Source organism: Natronolimnohabitans sp. A-GB9, assembly GCF_030848565.1.
Lineage (GTDB): Archaea > Halobacteriota > Halobacteria > Halobacteriales > Natrialbaceae > Natronolimnohabitans.
The window spans coordinates 50,011-72,387 of record NZ_JAVDDV010000010.1 but is presented as its reverse complement, the minus strand read 5'-3'; the positions used below and the strand labels follow the sequence as shown (position 1 = coordinate 72,387).

Sequence of the window (22,377 nt, the reverse complement as noted above, 5' to 3'; positions counted from 1 at the left end):
GTCAATGAACTCCGGCAGGATCGGTTCCGACGACCGAATGATAGTCGTCGCGAATACCCCCGACGGGGCTGACTTTGTGGTATTTGTTTTCATACCTCAGTCAACTTTATACGTCGGTCCGTTGGCGTCATCTATGGATGATGTCCACGACCGAACAACAATTAGCGCTGCCGAGCGATATCGCAGCACCGCAGACGAAACTCGTCTATCTGTCCCTACTCGTCAAGGAGGAAGCGACCGTGGCGGAGCTCAACGAGCTCCTCGGACTCTCGAAACTCACACTGCTGTCCGTTCTCGAGTCGCTTCTGTCGGCGGATCTCGCCCAGCGAACGGAGGAAGGATATGCACTCCGATAACGCAACCCTCGGAGAGGCACCGGCCGTCGACCTCGAGTCGGAGACGTCGCTTCGGATCGACTGCTACGTTCGATCGGACGTGCCCCCGACGGTCACGAAAACGGTCAACAGCGTCGTCGAGCGGCTCCAGCGGCTCAGTGACCGCGACCGTATCGAGACGTATCGAGTGACCCACTGGCCGTCGGAGTGTCCGGCGATCGAGGAAGCGACCGACGACGAGCCAACGCGGGACGACCTCGTCACCGCGTTCGAACACTGGGCCGCCCGGAACGGCCACTCGCTCGAGCCAGCGTTCCGTCGGCGCGAGGTTCCAGCTACGTCGTTCGGTGTCGAGACCGATCAAAACGAGCGCGTGCGTGTCCCGGTCATCGCACTGGCGGTCTCGGCGGCCGACGGCGACGAATGTGCGCCCGAAACTGACGCCGAGTCGACGTCGCTCCAGGGGGTCGTTCCGTATACGGAACGGACGGAACCGGGCCGCTCGCGGACCTACACCGTCGACGAATGGCTCTCGATCGTCGAATCGGACGGACCCGGCGCTACCGCACGGACGAGCCAACACGACGGGCCGACGGCTCTGGAGGGTCACCAATGAGCCTCGAGACAAAGAAGCGATCGCACGACGTCACACAGCCGCCCCGACAGCCACTCGCAGGGCGGACGTGTCTCGTGACCGGCGCCTCACGCGGGATCGGACGCGGAATCGCGCGCGAACTCGGTCGGTACGGAGCGACCGTCGTCGTCAACTACCGATCCTCGGAGGCCGCCGCCCACGAGGTCGCCGACGAGATCACCAACGCCGACACCGAGGGGACGGGACATCCGGTCCAGGCCGACGTGACCGACCGCGCCGAGATCGAGACGATGCGCGAGGCCGTCGACGATACGTTCGGTGAGATCGACGTTCTCGTCAACAACGCGGGGATCAACGTCGATCGGACGTTCGAGAACATGACCGCAGAGGACTGGCACCAGGTCTTCGACGTGTCGCTTCACGGCGCGTTCAACTGCACGAAGACGTTCTACGACGATCTCAAGGCTGCCGACGACGGGCGGATCATCAACATCTCGAGCGTGATCGGCAAGCAGGGTAACGTCGGACAGGCCAACTACGCGGCAGCGAAAAGCGGTCTCTTCGGGTTCACTCGCTCGCTGGCGCTCGAACTGGCGGGAACGGGAACGACGGCCAACTGTATCGCACCCGGTTTCACCGAGACGGAGATGGTCGAATCTATCCCGGATGAGGTCCAAGCGGAACTGCTCGAGGAGATTCCGGTCGATCGGTTCGCGACAGTCGAGGAGGTCGCTGGACTCGTCCGGTATCTCGCCGACGAACAGTCGGGGTACATCACCGGCGAGGTAATCGACGTCAACGGCGGTATCGATCTGTAGCACGATTTCTTCGGCGGCCCGTCAGTGGGGGTGCAGGTTCGATTTTTCGGCCAACCGTTTCGACGCCAGTAGTGAGACTCGGTAGCACGATCCGTGTCGTGAGCGAACGATTCGAGTACGCTTACAACGGCGCCCGACGAGGTGTCGCCCATGACGGAGACGTTCGTTATCGTCGGTGGTGACGCAGCGGGAATGTCGGCGGCGAGCAAGGCGAAACGGGACGATCCCGATCTCGAGGTCGTCGTCTTCGAGAAAGGCGAGTGGGTGTCATACGGTGCGTGTGGCCTGCCATACTACGTGAAAGGCGAGATCCAGTCGCTCGAGGACCTCGTCTCGGTGACGCCCGAGGAGTTCCGCGAGAAGCGAGACATCGACCTGCGGACGGGCCACGAAGTAGTCGATATCGATCCCGACGCTCGGACGGTCACCGCCGAGAGCGACGACGGCGACGTCGTCCAGTCGTACGATCACCTGCTGATCGCCACCGGCGCCGAGGCGGTCGTGCCGTCGATCGAGGGGACCGACCGGGAGGGTGTCTACACGCTCGGCTCGATGAGCGACGGCAAGGAACTCCGCGAGTACGTCGCGCGAGCGCGCGGCGACGAGTCCTTCCACCAACCCGATCGTGGCCCCGCCTGTCGGTACCTCGAGGACTGTACTGGCCCCGTCGGCGTCGTCGGCGGCGGCTACATCGGCATCGAGATGGCCGAGGCGCTTACGGCCAACGGCTTCGAGGTGCACCTGTTCCAGCGCGGCGATCGAGTGCTGACGGGGTTCAGCGAGGCGACGAGCGAGGAGGTGGCAGCCCATCTCCGCGAGCAGGACGTAATCGTCCATCTCGGCAGCGAGGTCCGGGAACTGGCCGGCGGAGACGACGAGAGCGTGACGGCCGTCGTCACCGACGACGATCGATACCCGGTCGAGATGGTGTTACTCGGTACCGGCGTCGCCCCGCGGACGGCGCTCGCCGAGAACGCGGGCGTCGAACTCGGGCCGACGGGTGCGATCGCAACCGACGCCGATCGCGAAACGAACGTCCCCGACGTCTACGCTGCTGGCGACTGTGCGGAAGCGACACACGTCGTCACGGACGAGCCGACCTACGCCCCGCTGGCACTGACAGCGAACCGTCACGGACGCGCGGTCGGTCAGACCGTCACCGGACGACCAACGGATGGGGGCGGCATCGCCGGCACGGCGGCCCTCAAAGCCTTCGAGGTCGAGGCGGCCCGGACCGGTGTTCTCGACCACGAGGTGGCCCGCGAGGCCGGCTTCGATCCGGTCACCGAGACGATCACGGCGAAATCGCGTGCGGGGTACTATCCGGCGGGCGGCGACGTGACGATCACGCTGACCGCCGACCGCGAGACGGGTCGCGTCCTCGGAGGGTGTCTCGTCAGCGAGTACGGGGAAGGCGCCGTCCACCGCAGCCACGCGATCGTCGGCGCGCTCGAGGAGGGTGCCACCGTCTTCGACCTCGAAAACTACGATCTCGCCTACGCGCCGCCATTTAACACGACGTGGGATCCGGTGCTCGTCGCCGCGAAAGTACTCGGCGGTAAACTCCGTTGATCGACGGGACCGCGCTTACAGGAACGCCGAGAGCGCAAGGACGACGGCGACGGCGAAAGCCGGATAGTCGAGCCGCGAGAGCGACAGTGCCGGCAGCGTGGGGTTCCACGCGAAACACCGCGCCTGCATGGCGAGTGCGAGCCGGTCCGCGCGGTCGAACGCCCGTGAGAGGCCGAGAATCCCGATCGTACTGGCACGGTCGACGGCGCTGCGTTCGTCCCCGAGACGGGCCGCCATCGCGTCGCGGATCGTCCGGAGGTCGGCCTGTAGTACGGGGAGAAACCGGAAGACGAGTGCGACGCCGATCCCGAGCAGTTGGCCTGGTTTCCCGGGGATCGTCCGCTGGATCGCGGCCCGCGAGGCCCGAACCGGAGTCGACCGAACGTACGCCGCGCTAACGAGCAGAATGAGCAGTACCCGGTAGCTCGCTCGCGCGGAGGTGGCCCCATCCTCGAGGTCGATCCACGGTGAGCCGAACGTGACCGCCGCCAAAAGCGGTGCAAGCGTGAGAAAGACCAGCGCGTACCGGTAGGCGTACAGCGCCTCGAGCACGGAGACGCGAGCGACGAGTAAGACGACGGCGGCGACGACCGACAGCGCAGCCAGGGCTCGCAGGCCGGTGTGGGCCAGCGCGGTCGCCGCAAACCCGATCTGGATCGCCAGTTTCGAACGGGGATCGAGGCGATGGGCGAGCGTCCCGTCGGGTTCGTAGCTGAGCATCGTGGCGGTCAGGCCTCCGGCACGCGAACCTCGAGTCCCGAGAGCGCCTCGCGTGCGCGAGCAGGTGGTTCGTCGACGACGATGTGTCCGTCGCGCATGGCGACGACGCGGTCGGCAAGCGCGAGGACGTCCCGGAGATCGTGGGTCGCAAGCAAGACGCCGGTGCCGTCGGCCGACAGCGACTCGAGGCGCTCGAGGACGGACCGTTTGGCGGGGTCATCGAGCCCGGTAAAGGGTTCGTCGAGCACGAGGTGGGTCGGTTCCATCGCGAGCGCGCCTGCGATGGCCACGCGGGACTGTTCGCCCCCCGAGAGCGCGTCGATACGCTCGTCCTCTCGTCCGGCCATGTTGACGGCCTCGAGGGCGGCGTCGACCCGGCGGTCGATCTCCTGGCGCGACAGGCCGAGGTTCTCGGGTCCGAAGGCGACGTCGGCGCCGACCGTCGCGGCGACGAACTGATCACGGGGGTGTTGAAAGACCATGCCGACGTTCGACCGGGCGGCGACGAGGTTCTCCGAGACGGGCGTTTCGTCGACCAGTACCTCGCCCGAGTCGGGTGTCAACAGCCCGTTGCAGTGGCGCAGCAGGGTCGTCTTCCCGCTGCCGTTGGCGCCCGCAAAGAGGACGAACTCGCCGTCGTCGATCGTCAGCGAGACGTCCTCGAGGACGTTGACGTCGTCGAAGGCGTAGGAGACGGAGCGAAATTCGATCATGGAGAGACGATCGCGAAACGTCGTCGGCTCACGACTGGACCGGTTCGATGCGACCGCTTGTAACGATCGCGATCGCCGCGGCCATCTTCAGTAGTTCGGCCGGAATAAACGGGAGCGCGAAGCCGGCGATCGCCTCCCATGGCTCGAGGGCCAGCAGCCAGGCTGCGTACCCCGTCCCCATGGCGTAGACGAGGACCGTCCCCGCGACGAGCGCCCCGACGACGATCGGTAGCGGAACCGAGGCGGGATCGCGGAGGTCGGTGCCCCGGTGGACGACGAGGCCGATCAACCCGGCGGCGAGGGGGTACGACCAGAGGAACCCGCCGGTCTGTCCGAGCAGCGGTCCGAGTCCAGCTTCCCAGCCGGAGAACACAGGCGCCCCGACCGCGCCGGCGGCAAGATACAGTAACATCGATGCGGTCCCCCAGACGGGACCGAGCACGAGGCCAGCGAGGAAGACGAACAGTACCTGCAGGGTGATCGGCGCCGGCGAGAGTGGATACGGGATCTGGATCGCACCTAGCACGCCGATCAACGCCGCGAGCACCGCCGCGCGTGCGAACTGCCGGACGACGTCGCCCTCGACGAGGTCGACCGTACTTTCGTGTGTTGCCATACCACCCCCACTCTCGTAAACCCTGTTCAACACTTCGGTTTCCGAGTGTGGCTGGTCGCTTCGATTGCCGCCCCCTGGAAGGTACCCCAGCGCCGTGAGAACGGCTGTAACAGCGTGATTCGTGTCACTTCACCTACTACTCGAGTGCCGGCTGACTCGAGCGATGGCCTGGTAGCTGACACGATTATACGTCCGAGGGACGAAATCGCCGGTCTCGAGCGGGGTAATATGCCATTGTGTCCATGTACTGATCGAAACGACCGGCGCCCCTTATGCGCTGGTTCGCCCCGGTGATGGGAAATGCCATCCGTACGGACCCGATGTCGAGATCGCCTCACAGCCGACGCGAACGGCAGTATCGACAGTGATCGGAGTCGAGGCTCATGAACAGGGGAGTGGGTTCGGCCGTCGCGACGATCGTCGTCGCCGGTTTGATGATAACGAGCGTCCTGGCGCTGCCGTTGCTCGGTGGTGGAATCGCGCCGTTCGGCGACGGTACCGAAGCCGCCGAGGGAGACGGAGAGACGGCCGGAGTCGGTATCGACGGCGATACTGGCGCCGACGGGTCGGACGCCGACAGTGCAGGCGAGAACCTCGAGCTCGTGTCGATGGAGCCGACGGCGGCTGACGGCGATACGGAGACCGAGTCGGCGAATCAGAACTCGACCGGCGACGCCAACAGCGACGCTGCAGCCGCGACGGCGTCGCTCGCCCAGGACCAGTCCGATGCCGTCGAGGACGGCGTCGACGCCGGGATCGAACTGGCCCAGGAACAGGGCATCGAGGTGACCCAGGAACAGCGCGCGGCCGCGATCGAGGGCGCCAGCGAGTCGGTCGTTCAGCATCAAGAAGCCGACGTCGAACAGATCCAGGACGCGACGAAAGGCGCCGTCCACGGCTCGCTGTTGCAGTCCCAGGAAGTCGACGTCGAGCAGATTCAGGTCGCGGTCGGCGGCGCGACCGACGGCGCACTCGCCCAACACCAGACGGTGACCGCGAGCCAGATGCAAAGCGCGACGTGGGGTGCGACCCACGGTGCGCTCGCCCAGGAACAGCGCGTCGAACTCGAACAGATACAGGTGGCGACCCAGGGCGCCGCCGCAGGTGCGGCCCAGGAGGCCGGTGACAAGGAGATCGAGGACCAGCCGAAGATCCAGGAGGCCGCACAGGGTGCGGCCTACGGCGTCCTCGAGCAGTACCAGACGATCACCGTCGAGCAGCGCCAGCAAGTCACGCTCGAGCACGTCCAGCACGCGGCGGCCGGCGCATCGGCAGGCGCACTCGAGGGCAGTACCGAAGCGGCCCTCGAGCAAGACCAGCGCATCGACGTCGAGCAACAACAGCGCGTCGACGTCAAGCAGATCCAGAAGGCCGCGACGGGCGCTGCGAAGGGCGCGATCGTCCAGCGCCAGGAAGTGACCGTCGAACAGACCCAGGTCGCAGCCCGCGGCGCGGGGAAGGGATCGCTGAAGCAGGTCCAGACCGTCGACGTCGAGCAGGTCCAACGCGTCTCGATAACCCAAATTCAGGAGGCGTCCTTTGGCGCCGCAAAGGGGTCGATCTACCAGAGCCAAGAGGCGACCGTCGAGCAGATCCAGGCCGCAGCCGACGGGGCCGCGGGCGGAACGCTCGTCCAACAACAGGAGGTCTCGATCACGCAGATCCAACACGCCGCGGTCGGGGCAGCCCACGGCGCAGTCGACACGGCCGTCCAGGAGCAGGTCGTCGAGGTCGAGCAGATCCAGGCAGCCTCCTTCGGTGCCGGTGAGGGCGCCGTGCTCCAGAAACAGGTCGTCGACGTCACGCAAGTCCAGCAGTTAGCGACCGGCAGCGCGGGCGGAGCCCTGGTCCAGCACCAGGAGGCGACGATCGAACAGATCCAGTTCGCTGCCCGCGGGGCCTGTCAGGAGACCGCCCGCGCAGTCCAGTACCAGCGAATCAGCGTCACACAGTTACAGACGCTGAGTTTCGACACCGCCGCCGACGCCGCCGACTACGCGGTCACGGAGGGCATCGACGACGCCGTCGAGATCAGCCAGTACGTCGAGATCGAGATCGAACAGCGCATCGAGGAGGTCGACGAACTCGAGGGCGAGGCGTCGATCGCGTTCACCGACCAGGACAGCGACGGCGAGACGGTGACCGTCGACAGCGTCGACCTCTCCGAAGGCGGCTTCGTCGCGGTCTATCAGGGCGACGCCGTCGCCGATCCGGCCGCCGTGCTCGGCTCGTCGGGCTACCTCGAGCCCGGCGGGCACGAGGACGTCGAGGTCGAACTCGAGGAGACGATCGAGTCCGATCAACCGCTCGTCGCGGTGGTCCACCACGATACGACCGACGATCAGACGTTCCAGTACGCCGAAACCGACGGCGTCGAGGACGAACCGTACGTCACCGACGCCGGGGCACCGATCCTCGATACGGCGTTCGTGACGATCGACGAGCCGGAGCCCGAGGCGACACTCGAGGTGAGCGACCAGGAGGGCGAGGGTGAGACGCTCGTCGTCGACGAGGCGAGCGCCGACACCGAATACACCGTCACCGCGACGGCTGAGGAGACGAGCGCCGAGAGCGAGGTGTTCGAAGCCGACGAGACGATAACGGAGCTCGAACTCGAGCTCGAACCGCCCCTCGAAAGCGACACGACGGTCGACGTCGCCGTCGTCGACGCGGACGGCACGGAACTCGCAAGCGAGTCGATCACGTACACCGTCGAGGTGGAGCCAGAGCCGGAAGCGACGCTGAACGTGAGCGACCAGACGGGCGACGGTGAGACGGTGACCGTCGACGAGGCGAGCGCCGACGTCGAGTACGAGGTCAGCGTAACCGACGCCGACGGCGAACAGCGCGGCGTGAGCGGGCCGTTCGGCAGCGACGAGACAGTGAGTGATATCGATATCGCTCTCGAGCCACCGCTCGAGGATGATGCGACCCTCGAGATCGCCGTCGTTTCGATCGATCAGGACGACGAGCAGGTCCTCGAGACAGAGACGATCGAGTACACCGTCGAAGCGGAGCCAGAGCCGGAGGCGACGCTGAACGTGAGCGATCAGACGGGTGACGGTGAGACGGTGACCGTCGACGAGGCGAGTGCCGACGTCGAGTACCGCCTCGTCGCGACCGACGAGGCCGGCGAGCAACGCGCCGAGAGCGAGGTGTTCGAAGCCGACGAGACCGCCGAATTCGAATCGCTCGCTCTCGAGCCACCGCTCGAGGAGGACACGACCCTCGAGATCGCCGTCGTCGACGAGGACGGCGCAGCACTCGCGAGCGAACCCCTCGCGTACACGGTCGATCCCGATCCGGAGCCGTTCGACGTCGAGTTCGTCACCTGCCAGCAGGCCGAGGTGACTGGCTCGTTCGAGGACGGCGATACGATCGTCGTAGCGACCACCTTCTACGAGTCGGGCGGCCTCGGGAACACGATGGGTGAGTACGCGATTACGGTCGGCGACGACGTCGAGGCGCCGTTCGAGGGGACGATAACCTACGAGACCGGCGACGAGTTCACCGTCGAGGAGACTCCGGACGGAGCGGCCGTGACGGTTCCCGACGGTGACTTCGGCGCCGCGATCACCGGTTTCTCATCGCCCGACGCGACCCCGGGATCGATCGACCACCCGAACCCCGACGCCAGCGAGTGCATCGACGACGTCCGACCCGAACAGCCCGACCTCACCGTTGAGGAGACGGAACCGATCGACGACGACACTATCGCAGTCACGTTCGGCTACGACAACCCGAACGACGCCGAACTGTTAGTTGGCAGTGAGTTCGTCGAGGGAACGACCGACGACGAACCGCCCACGGAACTCCAGCCCGGCTCTCAGTCCGTTACCGTCGAGTGGACGCCGACGGACGACGACGAACGTCTCGTCTGGGAGGTCGACATGACCCTCTACGACTACGAGGAGGTCCTGACCGCCGAGACGGCACCAGCCGGCGAGATCGCGCCACCGGAACCCGACGAGCCCGAGTTCGAAGTCGAGATCACCGAGACGAACGCACCCGTCGAACAGGGCGAAACGCTCGAGGTCGACGCCGACGTCGAGAACGTCGGTGACGCCGAGGGAACGCAGGACGTCGAACTCGCGGTCGATGGCGATACCGTCGAGACGACGTCGGTGACGCTCGAGGCCGGTGCCACCGAGTCGGTGACACTCAGCGCCGAGACCGGCGACCTCGAACCCGGCGACTACACGGCCACCGTCTCGAGTGAAGATGATAGCGACGAGACGCCAGTCACGATCGAGGCACCCGGTGAACCCGAGTTCGCGGTGACCGATATCGATGCGCCCGCAACTGGCGAACCCGGACAGGACGTCACGGTGAGTGCGACGATCGAAAACGTTGGCGACGCAGCCGGCACGCAGACGGTGAGCTACGACGTCGACGGCCAGGAGATCGACACGGAGAACATCGACCTCGAGGCCGGCGCGTCGACGACGGTGGAGTTTACGTCGACGCTTCCTGAGACCGACTCGGAACACACCGTCGCGACCGCTGATGATTCGATGTCGGTGACGATCGAAGTGCCGGAACCCGAGCCAGATCCTGAGCCCGAACCAGAACCTGAGCCCGAACCAGAACCTGAGCCCGAACCAGAACCTGAGCCCGAACCCGAACCCGAGCCTGAACCTGAGCCAGAGCCTGAACCCGAACCCGAGCCTGAGCCCGAACCCGAACCGGCGACTCCCGACGGCTCCGTCGCGGAAGCCGCCGAGATAACGGCAGCGTAGCCGGCGATCGGAAGCCGAAAACAAAACGCGGTCGTTGCAGCCGCTCTCCGGTCAGATCGGTCGAAAACGATCGCTCGAGATCGGTGCCGACGACCGGGTTCGGTCGTTCTCGAGTACGGTATCGCGTGCCGGCGGCAGTGTTAGTGCTGGTGGCCGGTCGCTTCGCCGTAGGTGACGCCGAACCGTTCTTCGAACAGATCCATGATTCGCTGTTCCTGGGCCTCGAGTTCCTCGTCGGCGCCCTCGCCGTGGTGGACGATGTGGTGGGCACGGCTGGCAAACGACAGCAGCGCAACGTCGCCGACCGTCTCGGCGTCGGTCTGGTCGCCTTCCGCAACGAGATCGACGAGTCCGGACGGGATCGTCACGTCGTCGGTCGAGCCGTCGTCGGCGCTGATCTCGAAGGTTGTCGTGTCGACTTCTTCGGTCATACCCCTACCCTCGTGTACCGCGCGTAAAGATGCTGTGGCTTGCACCGATGCGACCGCGCTTGCCCGTCCCTGCGGTGGGACTGCTCCTCATACTGGCGGACAGCACGAGTCACCGTCTGTCGCACGACTGCGGCCGTTGCCGACGGTGACGGCCGCGAATCCGCGACCGACGGCTCACTGACTGCTGTCCGACAGTATCACTCGGTTCCGAGCAACAGCGACTCACAGAGCGCGTCCGGACCCGCTTCCTCGAGCAGTCGGCGCTGCGTTTTGGCACCGCTGTCGCGTTCGTAGACGCGTTTGATCCCGTCGATTCCGAGGCGTTCGCACTCGCGGTCGACGACTTCGCCGAGTTCGATCGTGCCCTCCATCTCCCGGTCGATGAAGCTGGCCTCGTGGCCGTGGCGGATCGCCCGCCACTTGTTCTCGTCTAACAGCTCGCGGCGGTGGGTCCGTCCGTAGCCCGACGCGCCGTCCTCGTACTCCTCGGCGAGAGCTTCGACGAGCGCGTGGGCGTACTCGACGAACGCCATCACGATATCGGGATCGGCCTGTCCGTCCGGCGTGCGCAGTTCGACCGTTCCGTGGGCCGTATGCGGCCGAACGTCGTACCAGAGTTCGCCGCGGTCGCTGATCGACTCCGTCTCGAGCATGCGGCGTTCGAACCGGTCGAAGGCCTCGTAGTCCTCGAAGTAGGTCGGCATGCCGGTGTTTGGCAGCCCCTCGAAGATCTTCGCCCGAGCCGACTGGAGGCCGGTGTCGAACCCGTTCCAGTACGGGGAGTTGGCCGATAGTGCGAGCATGACCGGCACGTACCAGCGCAGTTCGTTGGCGATCCAGACCGCCTTGTCTGCGTCGTCGACGCCGACGTGGACGTGGACCCCTGCAGTCGTGTTTCGATGCTGTGGGTACTGGATTCGCTCGAGTTGTGACCGGTAGCGTGGCTTCTCGGCGTGCTCGAGTTCACGCCACTTCGCTAACGGATGGAGGCCCGCGGCGGCGATCTGGAAGCCGTGGTCGGTGGCGTGGTCGACCAGCGCTTGCCGAATCTCGAGCAGTGCCTCCCGGGCGTCGCCGGGATCCTCGATCAGCGGCGTCTGTGTCTCGATGACGAATTTGAACAGTTCGTGGTCGAGTCGCTCTGCGAGGATCTCGGGCGGGTCGTGCTCGTAGACGAGTTCGTCGGTACCGCTGGTGGGACGGCCGTCCTCGTCGACGACGAAACACTCCTCTTCGATCCCCAGTGTGCCCATGCGCGTAAACGAATCCCGGGACCCGCGTTCCATCGTCTCCCGTTTTCGGCCGCGGTAGTAAATACCGTTTGGACTCGACGCGTCCGGACGACTCGGACGACCGCCGCCGTCTCGTACGGTCCTCTGTCGTCACTGACCGCCGGTCGCCACACGGGATCGGCGAGCGGCGGGAGATCGGCTCGCCGAGCATCTCCCGGAGGTCGGTTTCGGGCTCACCGATGGGCTGGAGGCCGAAACCGACCCCGGGATCACGGTATCCCATGTCACGTGCGTGAGTCGCGTACGCCGAGATACCCTTGAGCCCGTAAATAAGGACACCAGCAATTCCCGCTGTCTTGGGATGCCGGGGAAGACGTTCGCCCATAGCTATTTATCCCCGCTTCTGTGGGAGTCGTAGATGTGGACGAGGACCGACACCCCGACCGCGTTCCCGGTCGTCAGACCCGGCCAGCCTACAGCACTACGCGCCGCACCTGGTACGGCTACGGCCACCTCACGCGTGCCGAAAAGAGCGGCTTCGGTCGGTACCTCCACGACTGCAGCTACGTGTTCGGCGACGTCTCCGTGTTCTCACTGCCGGTCCTGTTCGCGATCGTGGTGGCGCCCGGAGCCGGCGCCTTCGACGCGACCGCTGCCGGCCTCCTCGCGTGGGCGACGATGGTCGCGGTCGGGGCGGCGATCCGTGGCGGCTGGATCACGCCGCTGGCGACCGAGACGCTCGGCTGGGTCTCGGTGACCCCAGTACTGCTCGGGTTTCGGCTGATCTACTACAACTGCGCTCTGGGACTCGCCGTCTTCGGCGGCGTCGCACTCGCCGACGCGGTCGGATACGCCCCGCTCTCGTTGCTCGTCGCGATCACGGTCACGGCCCTCGCGACGCTTGCGTTTCCGCGGCTCGCGCAATCGTTCTACGGCGCCCTCAGAGACGTGTAGCGAGGTGTGTCGGTGGCTCGGGGCCTCCGTTCGGGACGATCTGTCGATCAGGACGGGACGGTTTCGGTCTCGAGTTCGGCGTCCGCTTTGTCGTCTCGAAGTTTAAACTTCTGGACCTTACCGCTCGGATTTTTGGGCAGTTCGTCGACGAAGTAGTACTTTCGTGGGCGCTTGAAGTCCGCGAGTTGGTCGCTCTCGCGGACGAACGCGTCGAGATCGTCCGCACCGACCCCGTCGGTGACGACGTACGCGACGACCAGTTCGCCCCACTCGTCGTCGGGTTCGCCGACGACGGCAGCTTCTTCGATGGCGTCGTGGGAGAAGAGGACGTCCTCTACTTCGGCAGGGTAGATGTTCTCGCCGCCGGAGACGATCATATCGTCTTTCCGATCGACCACGTAGAGGTAGCCGTCGTCGTCGCGATAGCCGAGGTCACCGGTGTAGTACCACGTCGTTCCGTCGGCTTCACGCAACGAGCGTTCGGTCGCTGTCGGTCGGTTCCAGTACTCGCGCATGACACACGGACTGGAAAGCAGAATTTCACCGATCTCGCCCGGTTCGACCTCGCGGTCCGGCTCGGCTCCCGGTTCGACGATTCGGAGCCGATGGTTGAGCGCGGGGAGACCGGCCGAGCCCTGTTTCGGCAACTGATCCGCCGGCGGCTGGAAGACGCCCGCGGGACCGATCTCGGTCATTCCGTACGCCTGAACGTAATCCTCACAGAGGTGTTCTCGGCAGTTCTCGAGGACCTGTTCGGGCATTGGCGCCGCGCCGTACAGGCCGAGGCGAAGCGACGAAACGTCGACGGCCGCCTCGGCCGCAGTCAGCGACAGCGCGTTCCACGCGGTCGGGGCCGCAAACAGGAACGTGACGTCGTGGTCTGCGATCGCCTCGAGGGCGGCACGCGGTTCGAACTCGTGGTGGACGACGGTCGTCGCACCACGGTGGACCCGCGGGAGCAGGCTACAGTGAAGCTCCGCACAGTGATACAGCGGCATCACCGAGAGCCCGACGTCGTTCCGGGTGACGTTCATCTCGGCGATACACAGGAGGTTGTGCGCTACCATATCCCGGTGTTCGTGGACGACGCCTTTCGGCCGGCCCGTCGTGCCGGACGTGTAGATAAAGGCGTAGACGTCGTCCTCCTCGACGGTCACGTCGGGCCGTTCGGGAGCACCCGTCTCGAGCAGGTCGTAGAACCCGGTCGCGTACGCCGGGACGTCGTCGTCGATGGAGACGTACTCGGAGACGGTCTCGAGGTTCGGCCTGGCGTTCTCGACGGCCTCCCGAGTTGCGGACTCGAAGACGAGGAGTTTGGCCCCGGCGTCGTCAAGGATGTACTCGATCTCGCCGGCTGGGAGCCGGAAGTTGAGCGGGGTGAAGACGGCGCCGATCTTCGCACAGGCGTAGACGGTGAGCGCGATCTCTGAGCCGTTGTGGAGGACGGTCGCGACCCGATCGCCCTTCTCGATACCCCGATCGCGAAGTGCGTTTGCCAGCCGGTTTACCCGTTCGTCGAAGGCCGCGTACGTCCAGCGCTGATCCTTGCGCGGATAGACGATCGCCTCACGGTCGGGGTAGCGTTCGACCGTCCCCTCGAGCGTGTCGCCAATTGTGGGATGTGTAGACATGCCACGAGACGATACCACAATCTTCCATATATGTGTTTTCGAGTGACAGGTAAGAAGTCGGGCGGACGACACCGGCCGACTGGCAATGGATTATCGCGGTCGCGCGACGATCCCGAGGTGGTCCGTGTGATAGTCGTCGAGTCGACGTGTCTCGAGGATCTCGTAGCCGTCCGCGAGTTCGTCGCGGACCTCGTCGAAGATCGCACTCGGCTCGCGCGTGACGTCTTCGCTTCTGGCTTTGACCGCCAACAGGAGACGGCCGTCGTCGGCGAGGAACTGGGCGTTTTCGAGCGCCACGCGAGCCTGGCCACGGGTCGCGACGTCCTGGATGACGACGTCGACGTCGGACTCGACGACGTGGGCGTAGGTTGCCGGTTTGCGAGCGTCTTTGAGCAGCGGGAACAGCCGCGGCCGGGAGTCGGCAGCCTCGAGCAGGTCACGGGCGGGGCGGGCGGCGAATTCGACGGCGTAGGTCGGTCCGGCGAAGTCCGCGACGTGGCTTACGGTCGTTCCGCTCGCTGCGCCCAGGTAGAGGACGGTCTCGCCGCCCTCGAGGCCGGTGTCCATCCCCAGTTCGAGCATCGCGCCGAGCTTCGAACGGTTCGGGTTCCAGGCGCGCCACTCGCCATCGGTCGGCTCACCGTAGACGGGGTCGCCACGTGTCGCGAGCCGGTCGGTGCCGTCGAACGTCCGTCGTTCGACGCCGTCGGGGAGGTCACTCATCGCCGTCACCTCCGTCGTCGGTCCGAGCCTGAATCGTCTCGATACGATCCTCGAGTTCGGCGTCGAGTTCGGGTTTGCGCTCGCCCGAGTAGTGGTCGACACGGGCGGCGATGGCGAGTTTGCCGGCGAGCGCCCGGGCCGCCGAACCCCGCTCGTCGGGATGAGTACCCCGGACCGCATCGTGGGTGTAGATGATCCCGTGTTTCGGCGAGGGTGCGTGGCCACGCAGATGAGCGAACAGTGCGTCTTCGGCACCGAGCACCTGAACCGTGCCGCTTGGTTTCTTCGCGAGTTCCTCGAGGCCGCCGGCCAGCGAGAGCAGTCGGGCCGCGAGGACGGGACCCGCGAGGGCGGCGAGGTTCGGGGCGACCGTCGGCGTCTGCCGTTCGACGTACTCGCGGAGGTCGTCCGCCTCCTCGGCGAGGGAAACGACGCGTTCGGCGAGCGAGACGAGGGGCTTCTGGCCGGCCGGTGGCTCGTCCCGGGCCGCGAGTTCGCGGGCGTAGTCGACGCCGGTTCCGGCGTCCGGATCGACGGTCCCGGCCCACTCGGCGAGGCGTTCGGCGAGTTCGTTTGCGGTGCGAGTACAGTCGTCCATCGCGCGGACCGCATGAACCAGTTGGCGGTCGTCGGCACCCTCCCGTTCGGTTACCGCCGCAGCCGTCGCCGCGGTCGTCGCAGCCCGCAAAGCGTCGTAGTAGTCGTCCCGATCGTCGGCGAACCCCGACTCGACGGCGAGGGCCGGCCAGTCGCGTGGCTCGTCGGCTGTCCCGTCGCGGACGGCCGTCGCAGCCGTCTCCGGTTCGTCGGAATCGGCGCCCGCGAACCAGCCGTCGTCCGCGGGAGTACTGTCGGTCATACCTACACCTTGGTCGCCGGGCTCGTATATGCGTTCTCGAAACCGATGGTTCGACGAGTCTCGATTCGGCGCAAAAACCACAGTGAAGAAATGCTCGACCGACGTAAGTACTGGTAATGTACGTGTTGATCGTCGGTGCCGGGGAGGTGGGCCAGATGATCGCCTCGAACCTCGCCGATTCACACGACGTCGCGGTGGTCGATCGCGATTCTGAGGTCGCCGAGGAGCTCACCTACGACTACGACGTCCTCTCGGTCGAAGGGGACGGCACCGAACTCGAGACGCTTCGGGCGGCTGGCCTCGAGCAGGCCGACTTAGTCGTCGCGTCTACCGACAGCGACGAGACGAACATCGTTGTCTGTGGAACCGTCAAGACCGCTACCGACGCGTTCACGATCGCTCGCGTGCGACGGCGCACGCTGTTGAACACCTGGGAAGGGTCACAGGGAGCCTTCGGCGTCGATTTCATGGTCTGTACCGATCTGCTGGTCGCCCAGACGATCTTTCGGATCTCAGGCTTCCCGCGGGCACAGGACGTCGAGACGTTCGCCGGCGGCCTGGTGCGGATGGCCGAGTTCGAGATCGGGCCGGAGAGTCCGCTGGCCGGCGAATGCGTTCGGGATACCGACGAGTACGACTCGATGACGTTTGCCGGCGTCTTCCGTGACGACGAGATGATCGTCGCCAGCGGTGACACCGTCTTCTGTGCCGGCGACCGGATCGTCGTCATCGGTAGCCCCAGTTCCGTCAAGGAGTTCGCGATGGCCAACGTCCCCGAGACGACCTCGAGTACCGACGACGTGGTCGTCGTCGGCGGCAGCGAGATCGGGTTCCAGGCCGCCCGCGAGTTCGAAGCCCACGGCTTCGAGCCGCGGCTGATCGAACAGGATCACGACCGGGCCCGCGAGATCGCCGAGGCACTGCCCAAGACGTTCGTCATGGAAAGCGATGCGACCGATACGGAGTTTCTGGCCCGTGAGCACATCGACGAGGCCGATATCGTCGTCGCTGCCCTCGAGAGCGACGAGAAGAACCTCCTCGTGTCGCTTTTGGCCCGTCGGGTCGGCGTCGATCGGACGGTCGCAGTCATCGAGAACACGGAGTACGGCGATCTCTTCGAGACTGTCGGTATCGACGTCGCGATTAACCCGCGCGAGGAGACCGCCGAGGAGATCGTCCGCTTTACCCGGACCGACCAGACCGAGAAGATCGCGATGCTCGAACACGATCGCGCGGAGGTCATCGAGGTCGAGCTGGGGCCCGAGAGCGCGCTGACGGGCCGGAAGATCGAAGCGTCGACGGCCGACCTCCCCGACGGCGTCGTCATCGGTGCCATTTCGCGTCGCGGCGACCTCGTGACCCCCCGCGGGACGACGGTCCCCCAGGCCGGCGACCACGTCGTACTCTTCGTCGACGCAGCGGTGTTAGACGACGTCTCGGAGATGCTGTAACGCTCGAGACGGCCGCCGGTGGCGACAGTCGACACCACGTGTTCGGACGGGTGTCGGTGTCTGCCAGCCCGAAAACGAGAACCCTTCATACTCGTCGGCGTATGCCCACCCATGAGTGTTCGCCTGGACGACGTGAACCAACGGATCATCCACGCGTTGATGGACGACGCCCGGAACATCTCGGCGCCGATGATCGCCGAGGACGTCGGCGTCTCACCTGCGACGATTCGCAATCGGATCACCCAACTCGAGGAGGCTGGCGTCATCAGTGGTTACCACGCGAACGTCGACTTCGACGTCGCGGACGACATGCTGACGACGCTGTACGTGGCGACGGCGCCCATCGAAGACCGCGCGCGTCTCGCCCAGCAGACCCGGACGATTACCGGCGTCGTCAACGTCCGCGAGTTCATGGCCGGCCAGGAGAACCTCCACATCCTCGCCGTCGGCGAGGACGTCGATGCGATAAACGACGTCGCCCGCGAACTGACGGCACTCGGACTCGAAATCGACGACGAGAAGGTCGTCCGCACCGAGCAGTTCCAGCCTTACCATCCCTTTGGCCCCGACGAGACCCACCAGCAGTTCTCGAACTACATCAGCCTCGCGGGCGGCAACGAGGTCGTCGAACTGACCGTCGACGACGACGCGCCGATCGCCGGCCTGACCCTGGCTGAAGCCGGCCGCGAGGGGCTGCTCGCCGACGGCGTGCTCGTCGTCTCGATCGAACGGGACGACGACGTACTGACGCCAAGTGGTGAGAGCGAGATTCGACCCGGCGATATCCTGACGGTGCTTTCCCGCGGTGGATTCTCGGAGGAGACGTTCACGGTGTTCGAAAGCGAATCCCAGTAGCGCGGGTCGTCGATGCGACCGGGCTGGTGAGTTCGTGGACCCGGCTACTCGTTTCGGCTGCCGAACAGTCGATCCCACAGCGACCGCTTCGTCGGCCGTTCTGCCAGCACGACCGAACAGTCGACCTCGTCGACGACGTCGTAGGCAAGCGATCCGTGGAGGAGTCGCGAGAGCAGGCCGCGTTCGGTCGCTCCGATGACGAGCAGCGAGTGGTCTTCCGCGGCCGTCGAGATCGCCTCCTCGACGTTGCCGGACGTGTCGACCCGGATCGCAGCGTCCTCGAGGTCGTGGTCGTCGGCCCACTCCGAGAGGAAGGCTTCGCCTTCCGTTGCGTCGTCGGCGTCGACGACGTGGAGAAGCGTGATCTCCGAGCCGAACTCATCGCGCAGATGGCGGGCCAGTTCGGCGCTGAGATCGGAGTCCGGACCACCAGCGGTCGGCACTAACACACGGTCAGTCTCGAGGCCCCGGTCGTTCAACACGAGGAAGTCACAGGGGAGGTCGTGAGTCAGTTCGTCGAGGGGGCGTTCGGCGCGGCCGGCGCTCCACGGCCGGTCTGCACCCCAGCCCATGACGACCGTATCGGCGTCCTCCCGGCGGGCAACGTCGAAGACCTCCTCGAACGAGCGATGGGAGACGACCGTCTGGACGTCGACGGGGACGTCGAGTGTCGTCGTGCTTTCACGAACGCGACTCATTAACGCCTGGGACTCCGCGTCGATTTCCTGGATGTGCTCTGAGCCCTCCCGCAGCGGCGTCTGGTCAGGTACCTCGACGATGTGGATGGCCTTGACGACGCCGTCGTTGGCCTTTGCCACGACGCTTGCAAGCGAGAGGAGCTGAGACTCGGTCCGGGGGTTCGAGACCGGGACGACGACCGTGTACTCCTCGCTGTTAGCCGGTTTGGCGACGTTCGCAGCCGAGACTGCGACGTCGGGCATCTCCTCGGACCGCGAGAGCACGTAGTTGCTCAGGATGCCCTCGCGGTCGGTTTCGGTTCGCGCGTACGCGAAGTACCAGACGATCGCGAAGACGACGAACACGGCGCTGATCGCGGTTGCGAGCGGATCCATGAAGTAGATCAACGCCAGCGACAGCACGAAGCCGGCGATCGGCGTAAACGGGTAGAACGGAACCTCGAAGTCCGGATCGTACTCCGGCGGGTTCGTCTCACGGAAGACGATCAGCGAGGCGTTGATCAGCGCGTAGACGACCAGGTGAAGGACGCTCGCCGCACTCGAGAGGATCTCGACGGTCTCGCCGAGAGCAACGATGAAGACGACGATCATGCCGCCGGTGACGGCGATCGATCGATACGGCGTCGCGAAGCGAGGGTGGATCGCGTTGAGTTTGTCGGAGACGATCTTGTCCCGCCCCATCGCGAAGTTGATACGGGCCGACGCGAGGATCGACGCGTTCGCACTCGAGGCGGTCGCGAGTAGCGCCGCGACGGTGATCGACGTTACGCCGACGCCGAGAATCGAGATCTCGAGACCGGCGACCGTGAACGCGTAGTCGAAGACGATCTCGGCGGCGTACGTCATCGGCGCGTTCTCGACCTCCTCGAGGAAGAACTCCTGGTGGGGAACGAGACCCATCAAGAGGCCGACGAGGATCGTGTAGATCACCATCACGATCCCGACGCTACCGATGATCGCGATCGGGAGGTTGCGGCCGGGGTTTTTGAGTTCCTCGCCGATCGTCGCGATCTTCGCGTAGCCGAGATACGAGACGAACACGAGGGCTGCGCCGGGGAGGATCGCCGCCGTTCCCTCCGGCGTGTAACTGCCGTCGACGGTGACGGTCCCCCAGTCGAAGGAGAAGAAGCCGACGATGGCGAAGATCGTGAGCAACCCGAGCAGAATCGTGACAATAGCAGTCTGGATGCCTCCGGTCTCTTTCGCCCCGATGTAGTTGACGCCGACGAACACGATCCCGGCGAGGACGGCACCGATCTGAATGTCGGTCAAAACGAGCGGGCCGAGCGTAATCGTCGGCAGCAACGCGAGTTCCCCGAGGAGGGGAAGCGTGATAACGGTTCCATCGAGCAAGTCGGCGAGATACCCGCCGAAGCCGATACTGTAGAACGCGCTCGCGAAGGCGAGGCCGATCCAGTCACCCATCCCCGAGATCGATCCGAACAGCGGCCCGAGCGCCCGGTTGATGTAGTAGTAGGCGCCGCCGGCTTTCGGCATCGCCGTACCGAGTTCGCTTACCGAAAACGCGTTTATCATGGCGATCATGCCGCCGATGATAAACGAAAGCACGACCGCCGGGCCAGCCTCCTGTGCGGCGATGCCGGGCAGGACGAAGATTCCCGCGCCGACCATCGTCCCGATACCGATCGCGAGCGCGGAGATCAGGCCGAGGTCCTTGGCGAGATCTTCGTCGCCGCTCATCGTCGATCCCTCCGTCTCGAGGGCGAGTTGCTACTGCATATCGGAAGTACGTGGAGTGACATAGTTGAGTTTCGAAGCGTATACTACACGCCCGTTGTTCCGACCGATGGGGCGACCTCCCTTAATAGATTCGTTTTCCCAATTGGATTGGGAGATAAAGTATCGAATCAGGAATCGGATCCGATTATTATTATTGTATCAGGAACTACCTCCGGCCGCGGGGAACGAGTCACCGAACGCCGCTTCCGAACAGGGCGGAATCGCTGCTCGGAACGCTGCGAACACAATGGAGAAAGTGGGACTCGTCCTTTAACTGGTTCGTTTGCCATCGAAAACGGCCGTGATCGTTGCATGATACGGTCCCCTGCCCCGAGATTCCGTTAAAACCACGATCCGTCCCTGGTCTCCCCGGCTGACGGAGAAAGGACCGTACGACGGACTCGAGTCCGAGCGGGTCGATCGTCCGGGGGCGACACTGACGCTGTTGCAAGGACAGGGAGGCGGTTTACCCGTCGGCTGGGTGAGAGACCCTCGTGAGACCATGGACGGCACGATGGAGGCACTCACCTGGCACGGCGAACAGGACGTCCGCGTCGACGAAGTCCCCAAACCCGAAATTGTCAATCCAACCGATGCGGTGATCGAGGTTACGGCCACCGCGATCTGTGGCTCCGATCTCCACCTCTACAACGGCTACATGCCCGGGATGCGCGAAGGAGACGTCCTGGGTCACGAACCGATGGGCGAGGTCGTCGCGGTCGGTAGCGACGTCGAGCGCCTCGAGGTCGGCGACCGCGTCGTCGTTCCGTTTACGATCAGCTGTGGTGCCTGCTGGTTCTGCGAAGAAGAGCTGTACTCGTTGTGTGACAACTCGAATCCAAACGCCGAACTCGCACGCAAGGCGATGGGCCACTCGCCGGCCGGCCTGCTCGGCTTCTCGCACCTACTCGGTGGCTACGCCGGCGGGCAGGCGGAGTATCTACGGGTCCCCCACGCCGACGTCGGCCCCGTAAAAGTCGAGTCGGATCTGCCGGACGAGCAGGTGTTGTTCCTCTCGGACATCTTCCCGACTGGGTATATGGCCGCCGAGAACGCCGACATCGAACCCGAGGATACGGTCGCCGTCTGGGGCTGTGGCCCGGTCGGCCAGTTCGCCATCCAGAGCGCCTGGATGCTCGGCGCGAATCGCGTGATCGCCATCGACCGCGTCTCGGAGCGCCTGGATATGGCCAGTTCGCACGGCGACGCTGAGACCATCAACTTCGAACACGAGGACGTCTACGACCGGTTGATGGAGATGACCGGCAACCGCGGTCCCGACCGGTGTATCGACGCGGTCGGGACGGAAGCCCACGGAACCGGGCTGAAAGGCGTTACCGAGAAAGTCAAACAGGAGCTACGGCTTCAGGACGATCGCGTCCACGTCCTCCGCCAGGCGATCAAGTGTTGCCGGAAGGGCGGCACGATCTCGATTCCGGGCGTCTACCTCCGCGAGGGCGACAACGTCCCGCTGGGTCCGATGATGAACAAGGCGCTGACGATCAAGACTGGACAGACCCACGTCCAACGGTATCTCGACCCGCTGCTCGAGATGATCGAAGACGGCGAGATCGATCCCTCGTTCGTCGTGACTCACCAGGAGGCGTTGACCAGCGGACCGGAGCTATACGAGACGTTCAACAACAAAGAAAACGGGTGTATCAAGGTGATGTTGACGCCCTGATGGAGACGGGC

Annotated in this window: 18 protein-coding genes; 9 read left to right on the top strand and 9 right to left on the bottom strand. The window is 65.2% G+C overall.

From position 1 onward, the window contains the following. Positions 1-137: 137 nt before the first annotated feature. From RBH26_RS13850 to RBH26_RS13835, 4 genes are all read left to right on the top strand, one after another. Entirely contained in the window at positions 138-356 is a 219-nt protein-coding gene (locus RBH26_RS13850) for a helix-turn-helix domain-containing protein (protein ID WP_306758945.1), read from the top strand. Next, positions 343-951 carry an HTH domain-containing protein gene (locus RBH26_RS13845; protein ID WP_306758944.1) on the top strand — a complete coding sequence of 203 codons (609 nt, stop codon included), beginning with the start codon at positions 343-345 and terminating at the stop codon, positions 949-951. Before RBH26_RS13850 ends, RBH26_RS13845 begins: the two co-directional genes overlap by 14 nt. After that, positions 948-1,748, top strand: coding sequence for a beta-ketoacyl-ACP reductase (locus RBH26_RS13840; protein WP_306758943.1), 801 nt, complete (start codon positions 948-950; stop codon positions 1,746-1,748). The genes RBH26_RS13845 and RBH26_RS13840 overlap by 4 nt, the downstream gene beginning before the upstream one ends. Positions 1,749-1,898: 150 nt before the next feature. Continuing rightward, on the top strand, positions 1,899-3,320 hold the full coding sequence (locus tag RBH26_RS13835; RefSeq protein ID WP_306758942.1) for an FAD-dependent oxidoreductase: 1,422 nt from the start codon (positions 1,899-1,901) through the stop codon (positions 3,318-3,320). 15 nt (positions 3,321-3,335) lie between these two features. Here the strand turns inward: RBH26_RS13835 and RBH26_RS13830 are convergent, their stop codons facing one another. The 3 genes from RBH26_RS13830 to RBH26_RS13820 are packed head-to-tail and all read right to left on the bottom strand — an operon-like array spanning position 3,336 to position 5,369. Beyond that, on the bottom strand, positions 3,336-4,040 hold the full coding sequence (locus tag RBH26_RS13830) for an energy-coupling factor transporter transmembrane component T (protein ID WP_306758941.1): 705 nt from the start codon (positions 4,038-4,040) through the stop codon (positions 3,336-3,338). An 8-nt stretch (positions 4,041-4,048) separates the two neighbouring features. Continuing rightward, positions 4,049-4,753 carry an ABC transporter ATP-binding protein gene (locus RBH26_RS13825; RefSeq protein WP_306758940.1) on the bottom strand — a complete coding sequence of 235 codons (705 nt, stop codon included), beginning with the start codon at positions 4,751-4,753 and terminating at the stop codon, positions 4,049-4,051. A 28-nt stretch (positions 4,754-4,781) separates the two neighbouring features. Beyond that, positions 4,782-5,369, bottom strand: a complete 588-nt coding sequence (locus RBH26_RS13820; protein ID WP_306758939.1) for a biotin transporter BioY — start codon at positions 5,367-5,369, stop codon at positions 4,782-4,784. 383 nt (positions 5,370-5,752) lie between these two features. On the opposite strand from RBH26_RS13820, the gene RBH26_RS13815 reads away from it, so the two are divergent. Beyond that, the gene (locus RBH26_RS13815; RefSeq protein ID WP_306758938.1) at positions 5,753-10,108 is read left to right on the top strand and encodes a CARDB domain-containing protein; all 4,356 of its coding nucleotides are present in this window, start codon (positions 5,753-5,755) and stop codon (positions 10,106-10,108) included. Positions 10,109-10,248: 140 nt separating this feature from the next. On the opposite strand, the gene RBH26_RS13810 is transcribed toward RBH26_RS13815, so the two are convergent. Then, the gene (locus tag RBH26_RS13810; RefSeq protein WP_306758937.1) at positions 10,249-10,539 is read right to left on the bottom strand and encodes a hypothetical protein; all 291 of its coding nucleotides are present in this window, start codon (positions 10,537-10,539) and stop codon (positions 10,249-10,251) included. A gap of 197 nt (positions 10,540-10,736) precedes the next feature. Further along, complete coding sequence (locus RBH26_RS13805) at positions 10,737-11,825, bottom strand: glutamate--cysteine ligase (protein ID WP_306758936.1); 1,089 nt, start codon at positions 11,823-11,825, stop codon at positions 10,737-10,739. Between the two features lie 366 nt (positions 11,826-12,191). Here RBH26_RS13805 and RBH26_RS13800 point away from each other — a divergent pair, with 366 nt between their 5' ends. Continuing rightward, positions 12,192-12,725: a hypothetical protein gene (locus RBH26_RS13800; protein ID WP_306758935.1), complete on the top strand. Its 534-nt coding sequence runs from the start codon at positions 12,192-12,194 to the stop codon at positions 12,723-12,725. A gap of 47 nt (positions 12,726-12,772) precedes the next feature. On the opposite strand, the gene RBH26_RS13795 is transcribed toward RBH26_RS13800, so the two are convergent. The 3 genes from RBH26_RS13795 to RBH26_RS13785 form a co-directional block, all read right to left on the bottom strand. Next, positions 12,773-14,356 carry a long-chain-fatty-acid--CoA ligase gene (locus RBH26_RS13795; protein ID WP_306758934.1) on the bottom strand — a complete coding sequence of 528 codons (1,584 nt, stop codon included), beginning with the start codon at positions 14,354-14,356 and terminating at the stop codon, positions 12,773-12,775. A 90-nt stretch (positions 14,357-14,446) separates the two neighbouring features. After that, positions 14,447-15,079 carry a fibrillarin-like rRNA/tRNA 2'-O-methyltransferase gene (locus RBH26_RS13790; protein WP_306758933.1) on the bottom strand — a complete coding sequence of 211 codons (633 nt, stop codon included), beginning with the start codon at positions 15,077-15,079 and terminating at the stop codon, positions 14,447-14,449. After that, the gene (locus RBH26_RS13785; protein ID WP_306758932.1) at positions 15,072-15,938 is read right to left on the bottom strand and encodes an NOP5/NOP56 family protein; all 867 of its coding nucleotides are present in this window, start codon (positions 15,936-15,938) and stop codon (positions 15,072-15,074) included. The genes RBH26_RS13790 and RBH26_RS13785 overlap by 8 nt, the downstream gene beginning before the upstream one ends. Positions 15,939-16,054: 116 nt before the next feature. Between RBH26_RS13785 and trkA the strand changes: the two genes are divergently transcribed. Beyond that, positions 16,055-17,389, top strand: coding sequence for a Trk system potassium transporter TrkA (gene trkA / locus RBH26_RS13780; RefSeq protein WP_306758930.1), 1,335 nt, complete (start codon positions 16,055-16,057; stop codon positions 17,387-17,389). Positions 17,390-17,500: 111 nt separating this feature from the next. Continuing rightward, positions 17,501-18,244, top strand: coding sequence for an Lrp/AsnC family transcriptional regulator (locus RBH26_RS13775; RefSeq protein ID WP_306758929.1), 744 nt, complete (start codon positions 17,501-17,503; stop codon positions 18,242-18,244). A gap of 44 nt (positions 18,245-18,288) precedes the next feature. On the opposite strand, the gene RBH26_RS13770 is transcribed toward RBH26_RS13775, so the two are convergent. Continuing rightward, positions 18,289-20,643, bottom strand: a complete 2,355-nt coding sequence (locus RBH26_RS13770) for an amino acid permease (protein WP_306758928.1) — start codon at positions 20,641-20,643, stop codon at positions 18,289-18,291. Between the two features lie 553 nt (positions 20,644-21,196). On the opposite strand from RBH26_RS13770, the gene RBH26_RS13765 reads away from it, so the two are divergent. Next, on the top strand, positions 21,197-22,366 hold the full coding sequence (locus RBH26_RS13765) for a zinc-dependent alcohol dehydrogenase (protein ID WP_306759043.1): 1,170 nt from the start codon (positions 21,197-21,199) through the stop codon (positions 22,364-22,366). Positions 22,367-22,377 lie beyond the last annotated feature (11 nt).